This window comes from Myxococcus hansupus, from assembly GCF_000280925.3.
Lineage (GTDB): Bacteria > Myxococcota > Myxococcia > Myxococcales > Myxococcaceae > Myxococcus > Myxococcus hansupus.
In genome coordinates this window covers 2,989,090-3,007,165 of the sequence record NZ_CP012109.1, presented here as the reverse complement: position 1 = coordinate 3,007,165, position 18,076 = coordinate 2,989,090, and the positions used below count along the sequence as shown (strand labels likewise).

Annotated in this window: 18 protein-coding genes and 1 tRNA gene; 10 read left to right on the top strand and 9 right to left on the bottom strand. The window is 68.6% G+C overall.

Annotated features, from left to right (window positions below):
• Position 1: 1 nt before the first annotated feature.
• Both A176_RS11960 and A176_RS11955 read right to left on the bottom strand, forming a co-directional pair.
• Positions 2 to 1,219, bottom strand: coding sequence for an HlyD family secretion protein (locus tag A176_RS11960; RefSeq protein WP_021780899.1), 1,218 nt, complete (start codon positions 1,217 to 1,219; stop codon positions 2 to 4).
• Positions 1,220 to 2,354: 1,135 nt separating this feature from the next.
• Positions 2,355 to 2,966: an immunity protein Imm33 domain-containing protein gene (locus A176_RS11955; RefSeq protein ID WP_044889071.1), complete on the bottom strand. Its 612-nt coding sequence runs from the start codon at positions 2,964 to 2,966 to the stop codon at positions 2,355 to 2,357.
• Positions 2,967 to 3,322: 356 nt separating this feature from the next.
• Between A176_RS11955 and A176_RS11950 the strand changes: the two genes are divergently transcribed.
• Positions 3,323 to 3,396: transfer RNA gene (locus tag A176_RS11950), tRNA-Ile, on the top strand.
• A 54-nt stretch (positions 3,397 to 3,450) separates the two neighbouring features.
• On the opposite strand, the gene A176_RS11945 is transcribed toward A176_RS11950, so the two are convergent.
• The 3 genes from A176_RS11945 to A176_RS11935 all read right to left on the bottom strand — a co-directional run bounded on the left by A176_RS11945 (position 3,451) and on the right by A176_RS11935 (position 5,193).
• The gene (locus A176_RS11945; RefSeq protein WP_002639414.1) at positions 3,451 to 3,885 is read right to left on the bottom strand and encodes a VOC family protein; all 435 of its coding nucleotides are present in this window, start codon (positions 3,883 to 3,885) and stop codon (positions 3,451 to 3,453) included.
• 112 nt (positions 3,886 to 3,997) lie between these two features.
• Positions 3,998 to 4,510, bottom strand: coding sequence for a hypothetical protein (locus A176_RS11940; RefSeq protein WP_021780898.1), 513 nt, complete (start codon positions 4,508 to 4,510; stop codon positions 3,998 to 4,000).
• A gap of 110 nt (positions 4,511 to 4,620) precedes the next feature.
• A complete protein-coding gene (locus A176_RS11935; RefSeq protein WP_002639416.1) occupies positions 4,621 to 5,193 on the bottom strand; it encodes a TMEM165/GDT1 family protein in 573 nt (190 codons plus the stop codon).
• A 377-nt stretch (positions 5,194 to 5,570) separates the two neighbouring features.
• Between A176_RS11935 and A176_RS11930 the strand changes: the two genes are divergently transcribed.
• The 3 genes from A176_RS11930 (at position 5,571) to A176_RS11925 (ending at position 6,582) form a co-directional block, all read left to right on the top strand.
• A complete protein-coding gene (locus A176_RS11930) occupies positions 5,571 to 5,828 on the top strand; it encodes a ribbon-helix-helix domain-containing protein (RefSeq protein WP_002639417.1) in 258 nt (85 codons plus the stop codon).
• Positions 5,825 to 5,998 carry a hypothetical protein gene (locus A176_RS39305; RefSeq protein ID WP_002639418.1) on the top strand — a complete coding sequence of 58 codons (174 nt, stop codon included), beginning with the start codon at positions 5,825 to 5,827 and terminating at the stop codon, positions 5,996 to 5,998. The genes A176_RS11930 and A176_RS39305 overlap by 4 nt, the downstream gene beginning before the upstream one ends.
• Positions 5,999 to 6,084: 86 nt before the next feature.
• Positions 6,085 to 6,582, top strand: a complete 498-nt coding sequence (locus A176_RS11925; protein WP_002639419.1) for a hypothetical protein — start codon at positions 6,085 to 6,087, stop codon at positions 6,580 to 6,582.
• A 13-nt stretch (positions 6,583 to 6,595) separates the two neighbouring features.
• On the opposite strand, the gene A176_RS11920 is transcribed toward A176_RS11925, so the two are convergent.
• Genes A176_RS11920 through A176_RS11910 form a run of 3 tightly spaced genes read right to left on the bottom strand, consistent with a single transcriptional unit; the run spans position 6,596 to position 8,618 of the window.
• Positions 6,596 to 7,663 (bottom strand): lysylphosphatidylglycerol synthase transmembrane domain-containing protein, encoded by a 1,068-nt coding sequence (locus A176_RS11920; protein ID WP_002639420.1) that lies wholly within the window; start codon positions 7,661 to 7,663, stop codon positions 6,596 to 6,598.
• Between the two features lie 17 nt (positions 7,664 to 7,680).
• Positions 7,681 to 8,412: a tyrosine-protein phosphatase gene (locus A176_RS11915; protein ID WP_002639421.1), complete on the bottom strand. Its 732-nt coding sequence runs from the start codon at positions 8,410 to 8,412 to the stop codon at positions 7,681 to 7,683.
• Entirely contained in the window at positions 8,409 to 8,618 is a 210-nt protein-coding gene (locus tag A176_RS11910) for a DNA gyrase inhibitor YacG (RefSeq protein WP_002639422.1), read from the bottom strand. The genes A176_RS11915 and A176_RS11910 overlap by 4 nt, the downstream gene beginning before the upstream one ends.
• An 81-nt stretch (positions 8,619 to 8,699) precedes the next feature.
• Between A176_RS11910 and A176_RS11905 the strand changes: the two genes are divergently transcribed.
• From A176_RS11905 to A176_RS11890, 4 genes are all read left to right on the top strand, one after another.
• Complete coding sequence (locus tag A176_RS11905) at positions 8,700 to 9,689, top strand: NAD(P)H-quinone oxidoreductase (RefSeq protein ID WP_044889208.1); 990 nt, start codon at positions 8,700 to 8,702, stop codon at positions 9,687 to 9,689.
• A gap of 30 nt (positions 9,690 to 9,719) precedes the next feature.
• Entirely contained in the window at positions 9,720 to 10,823 is a 1,104-nt protein-coding gene (locus A176_RS11900) for an ankyrin repeat domain-containing protein (RefSeq protein ID WP_002639424.1), read from the top strand.
• 65 nt (positions 10,824 to 10,888) lie between these two features.
• Positions 10,889 to 11,926, top strand: a complete 1,038-nt coding sequence (locus A176_RS11895; protein ID WP_002639425.1) for an agmatinase family protein — start codon at positions 10,889 to 10,891, stop codon at positions 11,924 to 11,926.
• A gap of 12 nt (positions 11,927 to 11,938) precedes the next feature.
• Positions 11,939 to 13,297 (top strand): glycosyltransferase, encoded by a 1,359-nt coding sequence (locus tag A176_RS11890; RefSeq protein WP_002639426.1) that lies wholly within the window; start codon positions 11,939 to 11,941, stop codon positions 13,295 to 13,297.
• On the opposite strand, the gene A176_RS11885 is transcribed toward A176_RS11890, so the two are convergent.
• Positions 13,269 to 14,264: an ATP-binding response regulator gene (locus A176_RS11885; RefSeq protein ID WP_002639427.1), complete on the bottom strand. Its 996-nt coding sequence runs from the start codon at positions 14,262 to 14,264 to the stop codon at positions 13,269 to 13,271. The two genes, A176_RS11890 and A176_RS11885, sit on opposite strands and share 29 nt — an antisense overlap.
• A gap of 244 nt (positions 14,265 to 14,508) precedes the next feature.
• Between A176_RS11885 and A176_RS11880 the strand changes: the two genes are divergently transcribed.
• Positions 14,509 to 15,855, top strand: a complete 1,347-nt coding sequence (locus A176_RS11880; RefSeq protein WP_002639428.1) for a trypsin-like peptidase domain-containing protein — start codon at positions 14,509 to 14,511, stop codon at positions 15,853 to 15,855.
• A gap of 69 nt (positions 15,856 to 15,924) precedes the next feature.
• Complete coding sequence (locus A176_RS11875; RefSeq protein WP_002639429.1) at positions 15,925 to 18,021, top strand: protein kinase domain-containing protein; 2,097 nt, start codon at positions 15,925 to 15,927, stop codon at positions 18,019 to 18,021.
• Positions 18,022 to 18,076 lie beyond the last annotated feature (55 nt).

Below are 18,076 nucleotides of genomic sequence, written 5' to 3'. Positions count from 1 at the left end.
GTCAGCGGGCCTCGGCTTCGGGCCGAAACACGCTCGTGGGCGGTGCTTCAGGCTGCGGATTCCATTCGCCGACCGCCCGCATCAGCAGCGCGACCGGCGACGCCCGCGCGACCTCGACCTCGACCGTGAGGGTCATGCCGTGGCTCAGTTGAATGCGCGGATCGTCCGGCGGTGCGAACTTGAGCTCGACGCGCACCGTCCCGGGGATGGCCTCGGGCGTGGCGGTCTGGCCAGGCTCGGTCCCGACGGCCGTCACCCTGGCGGGGACCGTCCCGTAGATGGTCATCGGGTAGCCGTCGAGCTTGAGGCGCGCCGTTTGACCGGGCTGGATCAATCCGACGACCTCCTTCGGGAAACGGGCGCGCACCCGCACCTCGGCATTGCTCGCGACGATGGTGCCGACCCGCTGCCCGTCGGCGATGAACGCGCCCGAGCCGAGCTCCGCCACGTCGACCAGGTGGCCCGTGGCCGGCGCCCGATACAGCTTCCGCTCGATCTGGTACTCGAGACGGTCGATGGCGCCCTGGAGTTCCCGGATCCGCCCCTCGGCGCCCAGCGCCTCGCGCTCGAGCGCCAGCAGCTGCGCGGCGAGGGCCTGACGGCGCACGTTCTGCTCGCGCCGCAGCCGGGTGAGCGCCAGGCCCTGCGCCGTCTGCGCGTAGCGGAGCGCGTCGACATCGGTCGTGCGCTCCAGCTTCTCCATCTCCGAGACCGAGCCCGTCGGGCTCTTGAGGGCCAACTGCTCGCGCTCCACCGCGAGCCGGTGCCTGGGCGCGAGTTCCTGCTCCCGCCCCAGCGCTTCCTGGACCGCGACCTCGTCCACCCGCGCCGTCAAAGCCGCCTCTTCGTGCTTGTTGGCGATCTGCTGGCGGATGATGGCGAGCTCCTTCTCGGTCGCGGCGATCGTCGCCTTGCTCCGCTCGAGTTCGAGGCGCTCGGCCCGTGCGTCGAACTCGATGAGAAGGTCCCCTTCCTTGACCTCGTGGTCGAGCTTGAGCTGAGAGAGCACGACCCTGCCCGCGCTGGGCGGCTCGATGCGATGAACAGCGTTGTGTGGCTCGATCCGGGCCTGTGAGCTGGCTTTGACGAGCGGGACCTTGGCGAACAGCGACCAGGCGAAGAGCCCGCCGATGCACAACACCATCAGAGCGACGAACACGAGGCGCGTGTCCGACTCGTAGTTCAGGGAACGAAGGGTCCGCTCGAAGGGATAGGCCATGGTCCGCAAGCAAAAGTCGCCTTAATGGTCGCACCGTGTCAACACCTCGGCCACGGCTTTGCGATTCACGCTCCCATTGTCTGAATACGAGCGTTTCGATGTGACGCGGGACTCCATTCGTATCGCCGCAATGCGTTGCACATTTTTCCCTGGTTCGATTTGACATTCGGTTTTGAGTACACGTAGCGTTCAATTTGAAAGGAGGCACCACATGAAGATCAAGATCCACGTTCGCGGCGGCCCGAAGGCGCGCTAGTAGTTCGTTGTTTTTGACGCCGGCTGTCGCGGCGGGTTGTTCCTCGTTTCAGAGGGGGGTTGATGGGAATTTCTCCATCAGCCCCTCTTCTTATTTCTGGCAACGCCTTGCTCCTGCAGGTGCCCATACCTGCCAGGTTGTTCTAGAACCTCTCATGAGACTGAACTGAATACGCCAGGGTTCTCCTGTATCGCTGTTGCAAGTCTCGTGGCTCCCCTGTGCTGTGCGACACCGCAACCACAACCCAGTAAGTCAGACAGACTCGCCCGCCATTTTGAACCTGCTACGCCGTGTGCCGCGCCTGTATTGATGAGCGAAGCTGCCTGCTTGAAACGACTTAGCACCCGCCTCCGACCTGCTGAGGCAGCCACCCTCGCGAGTCATTGCGGCTGCAATGTTTCAACAGCAGCAGCTCTCCTTCATCCAGGGACTGCACGTCACCTTCGCCGACGCCATCAAGGACTCGCGTGGCCCAGGTACGGCGTCAGCCCGCCTGGACGCCTCCCCGGCGCACGGGCACCTGTCGCGCCGGGGCCCGGGACGCGGCGCGGCGCGGCGCGGCGGCGACGTGTTGTGGCTGAGTGCCCCGAACGCTCCCTCAAGACCGCTTCTGGCCCTGGCGCGAGGAGGCGGAGGAACCCAAGGCGTTCTTGACGTCGCTGGAGGCGACGATGCAAGGAGTCGCTGGACGACGTGCGGCTCCGGGTGCAGACGCATCCCAACTCCCTCATCGGGGAGTTGCTGCCTCACGAGTGGAAGCGGCGCCGCTGTCACAGTGGCTGCGCGATGCGCTTAAGTTGGCGGCCATTAAGCCCCCCCATTGCCGCTGAATTCAAATGGGTCCGCGCGCGAACCGCTGCACGGCGACCCAAGCAACGGCTACTTCAAGCCCCACCGCTCATTACCGTTCGCATCTTGAACACCGACCACATCGTCACCGTGCCAAACGACAAGAAATCGGCGTGGCAAGGCCATCGCGTCCACAAGGCGAGGCCGCAGACGAAGCAGATGCCACACGCGAAGCGCCGTCAGTACGCGTTCACCCTCCCCTTCCACCACACGCCCGATGAACCACCCAGAGTCTCCCGACGGGGCATCCGGTGTCCGCTCCATGAAAACATCCGTCTCCGACAGGCATCCCTCCTCGAGAACCACTTTGTCCCAGAGGTTGACCTGCTCCGGCTCGACGCCAAGGCTGCGCGCGAAGTGAATCTCCCGGGCCAGGAGACTCAAGAGCGGAGACACGTCGCCTTCGTCGTCGAAAACCGAGTCCCCCTCAATCCGAGGGCACCCCAGCCACAGCGACGTTCCTCGCTGTCGCAGCGCGAAGATCAAGCCGCCGTAGTTGAGCGTCTCGCCGTCCTTGAAGACGCTCCCCGCTGAAACCATCGCTTCGACTGTGCGGAGGAGGCGCTCTGCAAGCGGAACCACCCCTTCCTGGCAGGACACGGTGAACCGCTGTCGGCCTATGACGCGCGAGAGCTCAACCATTCATGTTCTCTACCCCGAAGACGGCACGGCCAACCCGGCCCCTCTACGGAGAACGTGCTGGACCATATGCCCTGAAGGCCATCCGCCAGAGGCGCCGCATTCGCCCCGCCATATGACGCCCACTGGCTCCAGAACCGCGACTTTCTCCCCCTTGGCCGTCAGGCCCCCACCCCACCCCCCGTCAACCACCCCACTGCATCGTTCCCATTGCCCAGCGCCGAGCATGTGGTATAGAGCGGCCCCGAAGCGCTGCTTCCCGGGGCGTCGAGTCCGAAACGGTTGCAGGGACACCGGGCGAGCAGGTAGGAAGGCAGTAGCAGTTCCGCAGTAAAAGCCGTAGGTTGCAGTCCACTTACGGCCAGGTAGCTCACCTGGTTAGAGCGGCGGTCTCATAATCCGCAGGTAGTCAGTTCAAGTCTGACCCTGGCCACTTCCCCGGCGTCACCTCACGGTGGCACCGGGGTTTTTCTTTTCCGGAGCCTCCTCAGCCCGCCGCGTCCACCATCCACACGTGGCCGTCCGGGTCCTTGAACGTCCCCGAGTACCCCCAGGGCTGCTTCGCCGGCGGTGCCGGGACCTCCGCCCCCGCCTCCCGCGCCCGGGCGATGAGCGCGTCCACCTGGGCCTCCGCCTCCAGCGACAGGCCCAGGATGCACTCGGAGACGCCCTGCTCCGCCACCCGGTTGCCCCCGGCCACCCAGCCGAACCCACCCGTGGGGATGAGCATCAGGCTGACACCCGCGTTGAGCCGGAAGTGGACGGGCTCGGGCATCGCGTCGCCCTCCGTCTCGACCATCAGCTCGAAGCCGAGCCCCTTCCGGTAGAAGCCAAAGGCCCTCGCCAGGTCCCGCGTCGGAAGACTCACGATGACAGGGGGGCCACCCGGTGCACGGGCCTTCAACGAATCATGCGCTGCCACGACGACCTCCAGGGAATGGGTTCCTGAGGGTGAGACGCCCCTCGGCCCCCGAAATCATCGCTCCCGTGGAGGAAGGGCCAGGGCTCGCCTGCCACCCCGGCCCAGGTACGGACTACTGGCAGTCGCTCAGCGGGAACGTGTAGTCGCGGCGCGGCGTCTGGCCCGGCTCCTGGTTGATGGCCGCGACACCCAGCTCGCTGTAGTTCACCGTCGTGCTGCTGCCGAGGACCATCTGCGTCTTCTGCACGCGCGTGGTCGACAGAATCACCTTGCCCAGGAAGTTGCCCGGCCGGACGCTGAAGCAGTTCAGGATGCGCGCGTCCACCGTGGAGCGGCGGCACTGCTCGTACTGCCCCAGCACGATGCGCGTCATGCCGTCGGGGGACTCGGAGTTCCGGTCCTCGAACGTGTACGTGGCCTCGAAGCCGGTCGCCGCCTGGACGACCTCCAGGTACGAGCCACCCTGGAACTCGTCACAGCGCAGCACCAGGTCGCCCACGGCGCCCTGCTTCACCTCGACCGTGTCGCCCACTACCTCGGCGCCCTGCGGCTGGGTGCCGTCACAGCCCGTGCCCAGCAGGGCGCTCATCAGAACCATCGCGGAAAAACGGATCGGCGAACGCATGTCAGCTCCTGAAGAAAATCCGGGTCAGCCCGGACCTCAAGCATAGGAGCTTTTCCCGCATTCCACAGCAATGCACGACTTTGTGACATGCGTGTTCCCGAACGCTTCCGTCACCCCATCCGGAGCGCCGACCACAGCGACAGCGCGCCGAAGATGAAGAACAGGCTGGCCGCGGCCCAGCGCACCCATTTCATCTGCACGCGCCCGGCGATCCGGTCTCCCAGGAACACCGCGAGCCCGTCGGACAGCATCATTCCCGCGGTGGTGCCCAGCGTCACAATCACCGGCGCCTGGTAGCGCGCGGCCACGGCCATGGTGGCGAACTGCGTCTTGTCCCCCATCTCCGCGAGGAAGAAGAGCACCACCGTGGTGAGGAACGCTCCGTAACGCGGCGGCTTGCCGCCGTCTTCATCCAGCGTGTCCGGCTTGAGCGTCCACAGGCCGAAGCCGATGAACAGCACCGCCAGCAGCAGCGCCATCCACTTCGCCGGGACGTGCGTGGACACCCAACTGCCCACGCTGGAGGCCAGCGCGTGATTGGCGATGGTGGCGACGAAGATGCCCGCCAGCACGTGCCACGGCTTGCGGAACCGCGTGGCCAGGGAGAACGCGAGCAACTGCGTCTTGTCCCCCATCTCACTGGCGGCGACCAACACGAACGAACCGATGAACGCTTCCAACATGACCGCCCCTCGCGATGCGTGGCCGGGGTTCGGACTCGTGGAAGCGTCAGGGAAGCACGCGCACGACGGACCTCGGCCAGGAAGAAACAACGACTCCTGTCCGAAGGTCTCGTTCGTCTCGCGAACCTCACGAGGTGGGGGCCCGGGCTGTTTCCAGCCAGTATGTCGAGCGCCCCGCCGCCAGCAACGCTGGCGTGAACTACTCCCCTTACGTGAGGCGCGAAGTAACAGCGCGCCTCCCCCGCTGTCAACGCCAGCCAGGACCCACCGCGCGCGGCCGCTCACCGGCGCATTTTTTGACGGAGTGCCCGTCCGCCCGCCTAATGCCGGGCACAGGCAGGTAGCTGCCTGTAGCAGCCACGCCCGGAGGAAGTCCGATGCAGGATGGAAGCGCCAGTCCCCTGAGCCCCGAGGCTCCGTCGTCCCCGGCGGCCACGGAAGTGTCTGTCGACGTCCGTGGCCCGGACGCCGACATTGTCTCCACCCACGTCCTCGTTCCCGAGGAGCAGGTCCAGAAGCTGCGCGAGCTGGCGCGGCGGACCCGCATCCACCAGAGCGAGTACCTCCGCGAGGCCGTGGATGACCTGCTCGGCAAGTACGGCCGCGGCACGCCCAAGGAGGAAGGACAGTCATGAGGGCGGCCGCCGTCGCGTCCCGCGCGTCCCTCCCCCGTACGCGCGAGTTCATGCCCGTTCCGATGTTGCGTGACGCAGACGCGGCTCGCACGCCTCGCACCCGCCTGGACTCCGAGCGGCCGGCCTCGATTCGTGAGGCCATCTTCCGCTGGTTGGATCAGGAACTGTAGGACAGTCCGTCCGGCCCCGCCTTGGTGGCCGGACGCGATGCAGGGGTAGGCTCCGGATTCCCTTTCTTCCAGGAGCCCCACACCCCATGCGTCTCCCGATACTCAGCGCCGCCCTTGCCCTCGCCACCGTGGGCTGCGCCACGTCTGGCTTCGACAAGCTCTACCCCGGCATGTCCTCCCATCAGGTCGTCGAGGCCATGGGCTCGGGTCCGTCGCGGGCGCAGGAGTATCCCGACAGCTCCACCGCCTGGTACTACGGCGATGACCGCTGCGTGCTGATGCGCGACGACAAGCTCGTCGCCAAGGCCACCTCCGAGGACAACGCCACCATCAACACCCCCATGGTGTCGGTGCGCGACACGTCCAAGGCGCTGTGCGCCCCGGAAGGCTACGCGGCGGCGGAGCAGCGGCAGCAGACCATCGAGACGCCCTTTGGCTCCCTCAAGGGCAACATCGACCCGAAGGCCGCCTACGAGAAGGTGAAAGGCGTCGTCACCGGCAAGGGCGGGGAACAAGCCCCCGCGCAAACCGAGGCCTCGACTCCGTCCACCGAAGGGGCGCAGACCGCCTCCCCCACGCCGTAACGCGGCCCCGCGCTCAGGCGGAAGGGGCCGCCGCCTCGCTGTCCTTGTCGTCCAGCTTGCCAGCGATGTCCTTGAACGACAGGTGCCCCATGGACAGCAGGATGAGGCCCAGGCCCACCTGCTGCACCGTCTGGGACAGCCACATGACGTTGGCGTAGGCCAACCCGCTGGCATTCACCGCCGCCGCCGGGAGGAAGAGGCTCAGGCCCACCTTCGTCGCCGCCTGGAAGGTGCCCATCATTCCGGGCGCCGCGGGAATCATCAGCCCCACCACCAGCACGCCGAGCACCACGTAGGCCTCGAAGAGCGACAGGTCCATGGGCTCGCACACCACGCCGGGCGCCGCGCCGGAGCAGTCGAAGGCGTTGGCCAGCATCGACATGCCCGCCCCGTTCACGCCCCAGTACAGCGCCGTGTAGATGAAGAAGAGCACCACCTGCCGCCCCTTGGGGAGCTGCCGCATGGCGCCGACGAAGGTGTCGACGACGTCCGCGACCTTGTCCGCCACGGGCGGCGCCAGCCGGCCCACCGTGGCCCGCACCAGCGCCACCGTGCGCTGCTGCTGCCACAGGCCGAAGAGCAGGAACGCCAGGCCTCCGCCGAACACGGCGAACATCAGCCACGAGCCCAGCTTGACGTAGCGAATCTCCGGCGTCTCGGTGGGGACGAAGAAGAGGAGCACCCGCAACATCGCCGCCACGGCGAGGCCGTCCACGATGCGCTCCAGCACCACCGACGTCATGGCCGCGCTGCGGCGGATGCCACTGCGCTGGGCGATGAGGAAGGGCCGGGCGAACTCCCCCAGGCGGAAGGGCAGCACCAGCAGCATCATGAAGCCGATGCCGGAGGCCTCGTTCAGCTTGCGGAAGGGAACCTTCTCCAGTCCCGACAGCAGGCACCCCCAGCGCAGGGTGCGGAACACGTGGATGGCCAGGAGGCAGCCGAAGTACGGCACCAGCCACACGTAGTTGGCCGACTTGAGGCTGGCCAGTTGGGTGGCCCAATCCGTGTCCCGGAAGGCCCACCACATGAAGATGAAGGTGACCAGCAGGCTGGCCAGGAGCTTGACGGCGCGTTTCACAGCGGCCGGGTATACCGTCACTCCGGGTCCGACTCCAGCGACTCCCCGGCCAGCAGGCGGGAGGGATGGTCTCTCATGAGACGGACGAAGGCCGCCTCCCCTGCCCTGCCGCGCAGCTCCGCCAGTGAGCGGCCCACCCACTCCCGGGCCCCCACCGGGCCATGCAGGTCCGTGGCCCCCACCGCGTAGAGGCCCTCGTCCAGGAAGGCCCGCGACAGCTTCTTGGGGGTGCCGCCGTAGCGGCCGATGAGCGCTCCGACATCCAGTTGTAACAGTGCGCCGGCTCGAACGGCCTCCGCCGCGCGGCCCTTGCGCTCGAACTCCAGGCACCGCTCCGGGTGCGCGAGCAGCGGCACCACGCCCTTGGTCCGGATGCGGAACAGGATGTCCAGCAGGGCGGGAACGGGCGCGGTGTAGGGCAGCTCGACGAGCACGTAGCGGCCCGGCCCCAGCTTGCGCGCCTGCGGCGTGGTGAGGCCGCGCAAGAAGGCATCGTCGAGCACGTTCTCCGCGTTGCGCCCCAGCGTCAGGGGAATCCGCTCGCGCGCCAGGGCCTCCTCGAGCTCCGCGCGGCGGGCGTCCACGACGTCGACGGGGGCGTACTCGGGCCGGGCGTGGGGGCTGGGCGCGACGGTGGAGAAGCCGAGGTCGACCAGCGCGCGCGCCATCTCCAGCGCGTCGTCCAGGGTGCGAGCCCCGTCATCCACGCCAGGAAGGAGGTGGCAGTGCAGGTCGACGAAGCCGCTCATGCGTCGCCGTGCTGCCGGTCCGGATGGCGGTCCGAGGGCACCTCGTCCTCTTGCTCATCCGCCTGGCGGTCGGGCACGCGGTACTCCTCGCCCAGCCACCGGCCAAGGTCCACGGCGCGGCAGCGCTTGGAACAGAACGGAAACGCGGTGTTCGTGCCCCGGGGGGCAACGGGCTTCTGACAGATGGGACACGGCAGGGTGCTCATGGTGGTCGTGTTCTAGATAAGCGTTGACGCTCTCGCGAGCCAGGATGTTTCGTGCACACCGTTCCCACGGAGGTCCCCGCCATGAAGGTCCTGCGCATCACCCGCCCAGGAGGGCCCGAGGTGCTCGCCGAGGAGGAACGACCCGCCCCTGCTCCGGGCCCCGGAGAAATCGTGGTCCGGGTCCGGGCCACCGCGCTCAACCGCGCGGACCTACTGCAACTTCGCGGTCACTACCCTGCCCCGCCGGACGTGGCCCCGGACATTCCCGGGCTGGAGTACGCGGGCGAGGTGGTGGCCGTGGGCCCGCGCGCACGGCGCTTCCAGCCGGGCGACCGGGTGATGGGCCTCGTGGGCGGAGGCGCCTGGGCGGACCAGTTGGTCACCCATGAGCGCGAGGCGATGCCCCTCCCCGAGGGCATGGACTTCACCGACGCCGCGGCGCTCCCGGAGGCCTACCTCACCGCGTTCGACGCGTTGGTCCTCCAGGGTGAGTTCAAGCCCGGGGAGACGGTGCTCGTCCACGCGGTGGCCAGTGGGGTCGGCTCGGCGGCGGCGCTCATCTGCCGCGCCATGGGCGCGCGGGTGGTGGGCACCGGCCGGAACGCGGCGAAGCTGGCGCGGGCCTCCGAATGGGACGTCGCGCGCACCGTGCTGTGTGACACCCAGCCCCCGCGCTTCGCGGACGCGGTGCGTGAGGCGACGGGTGGCCGAGGCGCGGACCTGTGCTTGGACCTGGTGGGTGGCAGCTACGTTCCAGAGACGCTCAGCGCCCTGGCACCTCGCGGGCGGCTGATGCTGGTGGGGCTGGTGGCGGGCGCGACGACGGAGCTGAACCTGGGCGCCGTGCTGACGAAGCGCCTTCGCGTCACGGGCACCGTGCTGCGCAGCCGTCCCCTCGAGGAGAAGATCGCGCTCGCCCAGAGCGCGGAGCGGCACCTGTTGCCGCTGTTCCGCTCGGGAGCGCTGCGGCCCGTGGTAGACGCCGTGGTGCCACGCGCCGACATCCGGCAGGCGCTGGAGCGCATGGCGGGCAACGACTCGGTGGGCAAGCTCGTGGTGCGGTGGGATTGAGCCTGACTGCCCCTTGAAGGAACGCAAGCGATGACGGAGCAGCAGCAGGAACTCGAACGCCTCATCCGGCAGATCAACGACCTCCACTACATCCAGACGTATGACCGGGTCGAGATGCCGGAGGCGGAGTACCGTCAAGTCCTGGCGAAGGCGGAGCAGAAGAACGCCGAGGCAGTGGCTCAAATCAGGAAGCTGCTCGAAGCGGGCGTCAGCCTGGACTTCCAGACCATCAACGGCCACACGCCGATGATGATCGCCGTGACCCAAAACAACGTCGAGGTCATCCAACTGCTCATGGAGCACGGCGCCGACATCCGGGCGACCTCCAGCTACGAGTTCCCCATCCACCGGGCCGCGGAGTTCGGGGCCGACCGCGTCGTGCAGTTCTTCCTCGACCAGGGCATCGACCCTCGGCAGAAGACGGAAGGAGGCCGGTCGGTGCTCTCCGCCGCTCGCGCGTCCCGCCACAGCAAGAACGTGGTCCCCATGCTCGTCGAACTCCTGAAGACGACGAAGGACCAGCGCGGCCCGCCGCCCAAGAAGGTGAAGCACCTCTCGGAGGCGGACGTCGCACGCTATCTCTCAGGTGACGCGCCCGCGGGCGTCAGCGCGGCGACCTGGGCGCAGCTCCGCAGCTTCATGGAGAGCGTCTTCGTCGAGGAGTACTCCGTCAACCTCGACCAGCTCTACGCCGGCATCGAGGAGCACGGCAACACCCACGCTCCCTTGGTGTTCGCCATCATTGGCCTCATCCAGGCCGTCTCCACACGGGCCCCCTTGAACAAGACGATCAAGAAGGTGGCCACGAGCCCCCTCCTCCACCACGGTGACCTGGAAGTCACGGGGCCGTTGAACGTGAAGTCGCTCCTGGTGACAGGGAACCTGAAAGTGCACGGCAAGGCCTCCAACTTCCAAGGCGCCCAGCTCTTCGTCGGCGGCGACTTCACCTGCGACACCTTCCGGACGGAAGGCCCTGTCATCATCGGCGGGGACCTGAAGGCCTCGCTCGTCGACGCGTACTACAATGACTACAGCCTGGAGGTCCGGGGCGCGCTGGTGGCGCAGAAGCTCGTGATTGAGAAACATCAGGTCACCGCCAGCCGTTTCGACGTGCAGGAACGCGTCGAGAAGTAGTCACCCGGACGTCACCTCCCAATTCCATTGCGCCCCCCTGGGGTGCCCTTATCCTGCGCCGCCCTATGTCCACCCACTTCGACCCCAGCGCCGCCGCCCAGCCGGACTCCGGCGTGTTCGGCCTCCCCCACTCCCCGGAAGAGGCCCACGTCGTCCTCATCCCCGTGCCGTTCGAGGCCACCACCAGCTACGGCGGAGGGACGTCCGACGGCCCGGCCGCCGTCCTGGAGGCCAGCCGGCAGGTCGACCTCTTCGACGTGGAGACGGGCCGCCCCTACGAGCGCGGCATCGCCATGCTCCCCGAGTCCGCGGAGCTGCGCGACTGGAACACCCGCGCCAAGGAGCGCGCCCAGGTCGTCATCGAGGCCGGTGGCATCCACTCGGGTGAGGCCGAGCTGATTCAGGCCGCCCAGGACGTGAATGGCCTGTGCGACCAGATGAACGAGCTTGTCTACCGCACCACGAAGCACTGGTTGGAGCAGGGCAAGCGCGTGGCCGCGGTGGGCGGAGACCACTCCATCTCCTACGGCATCATCCGCGCGCACGCGGAGAAGTATCCGGGCATGGGCGTGCTGCACCTGGACGCGCACGCCGACCTGCGCGTGGCCTACGAGGGCTTCACCTGGTCCCACGCGTCCATCATGTACAACGTCGTGGAGCGCATCCCCGGCGTGAAGACGCTGGTCCAGGTGGGCCTGCGTGACATGAGCGGAGAGGAGCACCAGTACATCGCGGACTCCCAGGGCCGCGTGCACGGCTTCTTCGACGCCGACCTCCAGAACAGGCGCTTCGACGGCGTGCCCTGGAACAAGCAGGTGGCGGACATCGTCAACCTGCTCCCGCAGCAGGTCTACCTGTCCTTCGACATCGACGGGCTGGACCCCGTGCTCTGCCCGCACACCGGTACGCCCGTGCCGGGTGGCCTGTCCTTCCCGGAGGCGGTGGCCCTCATCTCCGGCGTGGTCCGCTCCGGGCGCACCATCGTGGGCTTCGACCTCACCGAGGTGGCCCCCGACCCCGAAGGCAGCGAGTGGGACGGCAACGTCGGCGCCCGGCTGCTCTACAAGATGATTGGCTGGATGCTGAAGTCGCAGCGCGCCTGACCTCGCGTCGCCATGTCCACCCTCCTGTTCGTCCCCCTCCCCGAGCGAGGGCACATCAATCCCTCGCTCAAGCTCGCGAGGGCGCTCCAGAAACGCGGCCACCGGATTCTCTTCTGCGGCATCCGGGACACCGAAGCCGTCATCCGGGAGGAGGGCTTCGACTTCGAGTGCCTCTTCGCGGACCTGTTTCCGCTGGGCTTTCAGGACGAGGTCAAGGAGCGCATCAGCCAACTGAAGGGCGTGGCCTGGCTGCGCTACGTGCTGGCGTTGATGCGCAAGCAGAAGCGGATGATGGAGCGGTTCCTCGAGGGCGAACTCGACGCCATCATCCGCCGGACGAAACCCGACCTGGGCATCGCCGACGTGTTCCTCCCGGAGCCGTTCCTGGTCCTCCGCGGCAACCAGGTCCCCACCCTGCTGTTGAACACCAGCATCCCCTTGCGGTGGGAGCCCCAGTCGCCGCCGCCCACCTCCCATGTCATCCCGGACGGTCAGCTCTCCAGCGTCCTCCGTGGCGCCTTCGACTGGGGGCGCATCCTGTTCGACGCGAAGCTGGATGGACTGCGCAGCCGCGTGGGCCTGGAACCCGATGACCTCCGGTATCGGCACGCGCTCGCGCGCAAGCACGGGTATCCCCCCGCGCACCTGGACTTCGCCGGGCGCGGGAATGGTGAGCATGACCCCATGCTCATCCTCTGTCCGCGCGAGTTCGCGGAGTTCCAGGGCGTGCGGCCCTCGGTCCACTTCCACTACACCGGCCCGTGCATCGACCTGGAGCGACACGAGCCCGAGTTCCCCTGGGAGCGACTGAGCCCGGAGCGGCCCCTGGTGCTCTGCTCGCTGGGCACCATGCCCATGCCGCCCGAACAGGCGCGGCGCTTCCATGCGTCCGTCGTCGAAGCCGCGCGGCGACGGCCCGCGTGGCAGTTCGTCGTCGCCACCAACGAATGGCGCGAGGCGCTTCCCAGCCCCCTGCCCGCCAACCTCCTGGCCGTGACGCGCGCCCCGCAGCTCCAGTTGCTCAAACGCGCGTCCGCCATGGTGACGCATGGCGGGTTCAACAGCGTCAAGGAGTGCATCTACTTCGGCGTGCCGATGGTCGTCCTGCCGGTCCAGTTCGACCAGCCCGGCGTGGCCGCGCGCGTCGTCCACCATGGCCTGGGCCAACGCGCGGACCCGCGCACGCTGACGCCGGACACCCTGGTGCCCTTGCTGGACGCGGTCGTCGAACAGCCTGCGTACCGGCGGGCGCTGGAGCGAATGCGGACTCGCTTCCAGGCCGCGGAAGGTGACGCGGCGCTCGTGGAGGCCATCGAGCGGCACCTGCCCCGCGCTGGGGGCTTCAGTGGGGCCGCGGCAACATCAGGCTGAACGTGGAGCCTTGACCGGGCCGTGACTGCACGGACAACGCGCCGCCTTGCAGGCGCACCAGCTCCGAGGCCACGTACAGCTCCAGCCCCCAGACGCCCTCCGACTCTGATTGGAAGGGCGCGAAGAGGTGGGCCACCGTCGACGCGGGCAGCCCTGGCCCCGCGTCCTTCACGTGCACCTTGACCTGCGTCGGCGACACCTCGAGCGCCACCTCCGTGCTCCCCTGACGGACGGCGTTCGACAGCAGCACGTCGAAGACCTGTCGGATGCGGGAGGAATCCGCCTGCACGAGGACGGGGGTCTCCGGTGCATTGAGCGTGACGTGCGGCCCGTGCGCCGACACGGCGTCGCGAAGCTGCTGGCCCAGGTCCGTGTCGCCGCGGCGCACCGTCGCCTCACCCGAGGACAGCCACGCCAATTCGCGCAGGTTGCGGCCCATGGACTCCATGGAGCGGAGCTGCACGTCCAGGGTCGCCAGCGCGCCCCGGTCCACGGCGTCAGCGCCCTCCAGGCGGCGGAGCTGTTCGCGCGCCGTCTCCAGCGGCCCTTGGAGCGTCCGCGCCACCCACTGCCCCAGCGCCCCCACGGGCGACTCCGCGGGCGCGGCCCTGGGGCCCGGCGAAGACGCCAAGGACTGGCGGATGACCGATTCGAAGTCGGTGATTTCGAAGGGCTTGTGGAGGAACGCGAAGGCCTCGGGCGCGCCCTGCGGCAGCACCGCGCTCAGCAGGATGACGGGCACGTCCTTGAGCTGCGCCTCCTGCTTCATCCGGCGGCACAGGTCCACGCCGCTCAAGCGCGGCATCATGTGGTCGGTCACGACCAACTGCGGGTGCCGGTCACGCGCAAGGCCGAGCGCCTCCTCTCCGTCCCGGGCTCGCACCACGTCGTGCCCCAGGTCCTCCACCACCTGGCTGAGGACTTCCAACACCGCCGGCTCATCGTCCGCGACCAGGACGAGACTCATGCTTCCACTCCCTCACCTCGGCACACCCCGACACAGGGCGTGACGCCAGGACGACCATCCGCTCCGACGGTGTACCGGGCCGCGCGGAGCACGTGCATCCCAGAGATGCATTCGTTCACGGTTGACCGGAGTGGTTTATGAAGAGCGAGACACCGCATCCAGGGGGCCCGGCCAGGCTGAGGTCTTCCCGACAATCAGTCTGTCGTTCGCCCGACAATCCCTTGGCGATGCACGGAGGCTTGGAATGAAGCACGCAGTCATGAGGTGGAGCCTGGTGATGGTTGCCCTGCTGGCCTCGGGTACGGCGAGCGCCGACCTCGCGCGGCGGCGCGACGCCATCGTGGAGGTCGTCCAGAAGGTCTCCCCGGCCGTCGTCTACATCGGCACCGAACAGGAGGTGGAGTCGCGCTTCCGGGGACGCCGCTCGCCGCTGGAGGAGTTCTTCGGAGGCATGGGCGCGGAGCCGGAGCGGCAGAAAATCTCCGGCCTGGGCAGCGGCGCCATCATCGACCCCAGCGGCATCATCGTCACCAATGACCACGTCATCCGGGGCGCGTCCGCCATCCACGTCATCCTGGCGGATGGCCGCTCGTTCGACGCCGAGGTGATTGGCAGCGACGCGGCGAACGACCTGGCCGTGCTGAAGGTCAAGGCGAAGGAGCCGCTGCCCATCGCGAAGCTGGGCACCAGCGCCGACCTGATGATTGGTGAGACGGTGGTGGCCATTGGCAGCCCGTTTGGCCTCAGCAAGACCGTCACCGCGGGCGTGGTCTCCGCCGTGGGCCGCACCTTCCGCGCCGACAACCGCGTCTACAACGACTTCGTCCAGACGGACGCCGCCATCAACCCGGGCAACTCGGGCGGCCCGCTGCTCAACGTGGATGGGGAAATCATCGGCATCAACACCGCCATCTTCGGCGGCGGCGCGCAGGGCATCGGCTTCGCGATTCCCGCCGACAAGGTGCGCCGCATCGTCGACGAGCTGACCCGCTTCGGAAAGGTGCGCCCCGCGTGGGTGGGCATCGGCACGGCCGACCTGCCCTCGCGTGTCGCGCGGCAGCTCGGGTGGGACCGGGCCTATGGCGCGCTGGTGACGTCGGTGGAGGAAGGCAGCCCCGCGGCCCAGGCCGGCGTGAAGCGCGGTGACGTGGTGGCCGAGCTGGGCGGCTCGCGCATCCAGGACGCCGAGGACTTCGACACCCGCGTGCGCGGGTATCCGGCCCGCTCCGCGTTCCCCGTGGTCCTCTTCCGGGAGGGGGGCCTGCGCACCGTGCAGGTGACGCCGGTGGAGTTCCCTGCTCGCATGGTCGAGGGGCTGGCGTGGGAGCGCCTAGGACTCCGCGTGAAGGAACTGCGTGGCATGCTGGCCGTGTCGGGCGTGCGTCAAGGCTCCGCCGCGGCGGACATCGGGCTGGAGCCGGGAGACGTCATTCTCCGAGTGAACAATCAGCCGGTGACGACGACCGACGCCTTCCGCGAGGCGCTGCTCACGGCGCGACGGGGACGTAGCGTGCTGTTGCTCGTGCGGCGTGGACGCTACGGCTACCACGTGACGCTGCCGTTCGAGCAGGAAGCAGGCTACCGACTTTAGGGGGTGCTACAGGCGCTGAGGGCTCCCCGTATTTCAGGACACGCGTGACTCGCACTAACATGCGGTGTCATGAGTTCCGTCCGTTACCAGTCCCTCGGTCCCCTGCTGGCTGGGGAAGGCTCACGCGCCTTCCTCGGACTCGCCCTGGAGGACGGCGCGTCGCCCCGTCCCGTGGTGCTCATCTGGGCACCGCAAGATGTCGTGCAGAACCCCGAGCTGACGGCGACGCTGCGTCGCGAGACGGCTCGCGCGCTCGTCTTCGAGCATCCGCACATCCTCCGCGTCCACGCCCTGGCCGAACAGGATGGGGGCCTCGCCCGCGTCACGGAGTTCGCCGACGGCGAGCCTTTGCGGAAGCTGCTGGAGCTTCAGCCTCGGCTGCCGCCCCACTTCGCCGCGTTGATTGCCGCCGATGCCGCCGTGGGCCTGCACTACGCCCACGTGGCCGGTAACGACGACGGCACGCCGTTCGTGCACGGCGACGTCCGGCCCGAGACGCTGATGCTCTCGTTCACGGGCATGACGAAGGTGACGGGCTACGGCGCGCTCGGCGTGGCTCCGCGTGAGCGCGGCGGCAAGCGCGTGAAGAACCGCCGCATGTACAGCGCGCCGGAGCAACTGCTCGGCGGACGCGAAGCCGTCAACGTGCAGTCGGACGTGTTCCTCCTGGGCCTCGTGCTGCACGAGTGCCTCTCCGGCAAGATTCCCTTCAAGGACGCCGCGGACCCGGACAAGGCGGTGCTCACGCGCTCGCTGCCGCCCATGGCGCAGGACGTGCCGCTGAAGCTGGACGCGGTGCTGCGCCGGGCCACGGCGAAGCGGGCCAAGGAGCGCTATGCGTCCGCGCTCGCCTTCCGTGAAGCCGTGGTCGAGGCCGTGGGCTCACTGCCCACGCACGCCGAGTTCTCGGAGTTCCTGTCCAAGCACTTCCCGCCCGAGAGCGAGGCCCGCGCCGCGCGGCGCCGCGTGATTGAAGGCGGCATCGCGGACATCATGCAGAAGGCGGGGATTTCGCCGCCCGCCGTCGCGGAGTACCTCGCGCGGGGCGCCCTGCCCCCCTCCCTGATGCCCGCGAAGTGGCCGGAGCTGCCGGGGCAGTTGTCCGCCGCCGGGGATGCTTCGTCCGGGACTTCGACGTCGTCGGGCGCGGGCTCGTCGGCCGCCGCCAAGCCGAGCACGAAGGACGCGGCGGCGAGTGGCGCCAGCGCGAAGGCCGCCGCGAGCACGCCCGCTCAGGCCACTGCGAACACGGGCGCTGCGTCCGGTTCGAGCGCGCAGGGACAGGCAGGAGCTGCCGGTTCGAGCGCTCACGGACAAGCCGGGGCTACCGGCACGAGCGCGCAGGGCACTTCCTCAGCCAGCACGGGCAACGTGTCCAGCGCGCAGGGACAGACGGGCGTGTCCGGTGGCCTCACCGCGCAGGGACCTGCGGGAAGCGCCGCTCCAGGGGCGGCCTCGGGTTCGAGCACCTCGGGACAGGCCAGCGCCTCGGGCCCCGGTGCCCAGGGGGCGACGGCAGCGGGAGCACAGGCCCTGCCCCCTCCTCCCAGCGCGCAGAAGCCCTCGCGGACCTGGATGGCGTTCGTGGGTGTGGGTCTCGCGCTCTCGTTGGGAGCGGCGGCCATCGTGCTCAAGCGGCTGCCCTCCAACATCGAGGCCGAGATCGAGGACGCGGGTGTCCCCGAGGAAGCGCTCCCCGTGGACGCGGGCGTTCCGCAGGACGCGGGCACCGTGGATGCGGGCATCGCCATGGGCACGCTCGACGTCACCGTGGATCCCCGCGTGGAGGTCTCCATCCCGGGCCAGTACCTGGGACGCACGCCCGTCAGCGCCTCGGTCCCCGCCGGACGGCACGTGCTGACGCTGAGCAATCCGGTGCTCGGCATCCAGACGACGCGGGTCATCACCGTGCCCGCGGGCGGCCGGTCCTCGCAGCAGATCTTCCTCAACAAGGGCTTCGCGAACGTTCGCGCGCCCGAGGGCGCCATCGTCACCGTCAACGGGCGGCTCGTGGGCGCCGCGCCCGTGGATGAACTGGACCTGTACGAGGGCACGCACCAGCTCCTCGTCATCGTCAACGGGGCGCGGTGGCAGAAGACGTTCAAGGTGGAGCCCGGCCAGCGGGTCACCTTCGACGTCAACTTCGAGAAGCCTGAAGAGGACTAGCAGGCACGGCGACTACCGCGGCGTGAACAGTCTCTTCACGCCGCGGTTGCGGCGC

What these genes read in the sequence shown, in the direction of transcription:
- A176_RS11890 (WP_002639426.1), top strand. Translation starts at nt 11,939, where the DNA reads ATGTCCACCCTCCTGTTCGTCCCCCTCCCCGAGCGAGGGCACATCAAT.
- A176_RS11885 (WP_002639427.1), bottom strand. Translation starts at nt 14,264, where the DNA reads ATGAGTCTCGTCCTGGTCGCGGACGATGAGCCGGCGGTGTTGGAAGTC.
- A176_RS11905 (WP_044889208.1), top strand. Translation starts at nt 8,700, where the DNA reads ATGAAGGTCCTGCGCATCACCCGCCCAGGAGGGCCCGAGGTGCTCGCC.
- A176_RS11900 (WP_002639424.1), top strand. Translation starts at nt 9,720, where the DNA reads ATGACGGAGCAGCAGCAGGAACTCGAACGCCTCATCCGGCAGATCAAC.
- A176_RS11910 (WP_002639422.1), bottom strand. Translation starts at nt 8,618, where the DNA reads ATGAGCACCCTGCCGTGTCCCATCTGTCAGAAGCCCGTTGCCCCCCGG.
- A176_RS11925 (WP_002639419.1), top strand. Translation starts at nt 6,085, where the DNA reads ATGCGTCTCCCGATACTCAGCGCCGCCCTTGCCCTCGCCACCGTGGGC.
- A176_RS39305 (WP_002639418.1), top strand. Translation starts at nt 5,825, where the DNA reads ATGAGGGCGGCCGCCGTCGCGTCCCGCGCGTCCCTCCCCCGTACGCGC.
- A176_RS11940 (WP_021780898.1), bottom strand. Translation starts at nt 4,510, where the DNA reads ATGCGTTCGCCGATCCGTTTTTCCGCGATGGTTCTGATGAGCGCCCTG.
- A176_RS11955 (WP_044889071.1), bottom strand. Translation starts at nt 2,966, where the DNA reads ATGGTTGAGCTCTCGCGCGTCATAGGCCGACAGCGGTTCACCGTGTCC.
- A176_RS11915 (WP_002639421.1), bottom strand. Translation starts at nt 8,412, where the DNA reads ATGAGCGGCTTCGTCGACCTGCACTGCCACCTCCTTCCTGGCGTGGAT.
- A176_RS11930 (WP_002639417.1), top strand. Translation starts at nt 5,571, where the DNA reads ATGCAGGATGGAAGCGCCAGTCCCCTGAGCCCCGAGGCTCCGTCGTCC.
- A176_RS11895 (WP_002639425.1), top strand. Translation starts at nt 10,889, where the DNA reads ATGTCCACCCACTTCGACCCCAGCGCCGCCGCCCAGCCGGACTCCGGC.
- A176_RS11960 (WP_021780899.1), bottom strand. Translation starts at nt 1,219, where the DNA reads ATGGCCTATCCCTTCGAGCGGACCCTTCGTTCCCTGAACTACGAGTCG.
- A176_RS11880 (WP_002639428.1), top strand. Translation starts at nt 14,509, where the DNA reads ATGAAGCACGCAGTCATGAGGTGGAGCCTGGTGATGGTTGCCCTGCTG.
- A176_RS11875 (WP_002639429.1), top strand. Translation starts at nt 15,925, where the DNA reads ATGAGTTCCGTCCGTTACCAGTCCCTCGGTCCCCTGCTGGCTGGGGAA.
- A176_RS11935 (WP_002639416.1), bottom strand. Translation starts at nt 5,193, where the DNA reads ATGTTGGAAGCGTTCATCGGTTCGTTCGTGTTGGTCGCCGCCAGTGAG.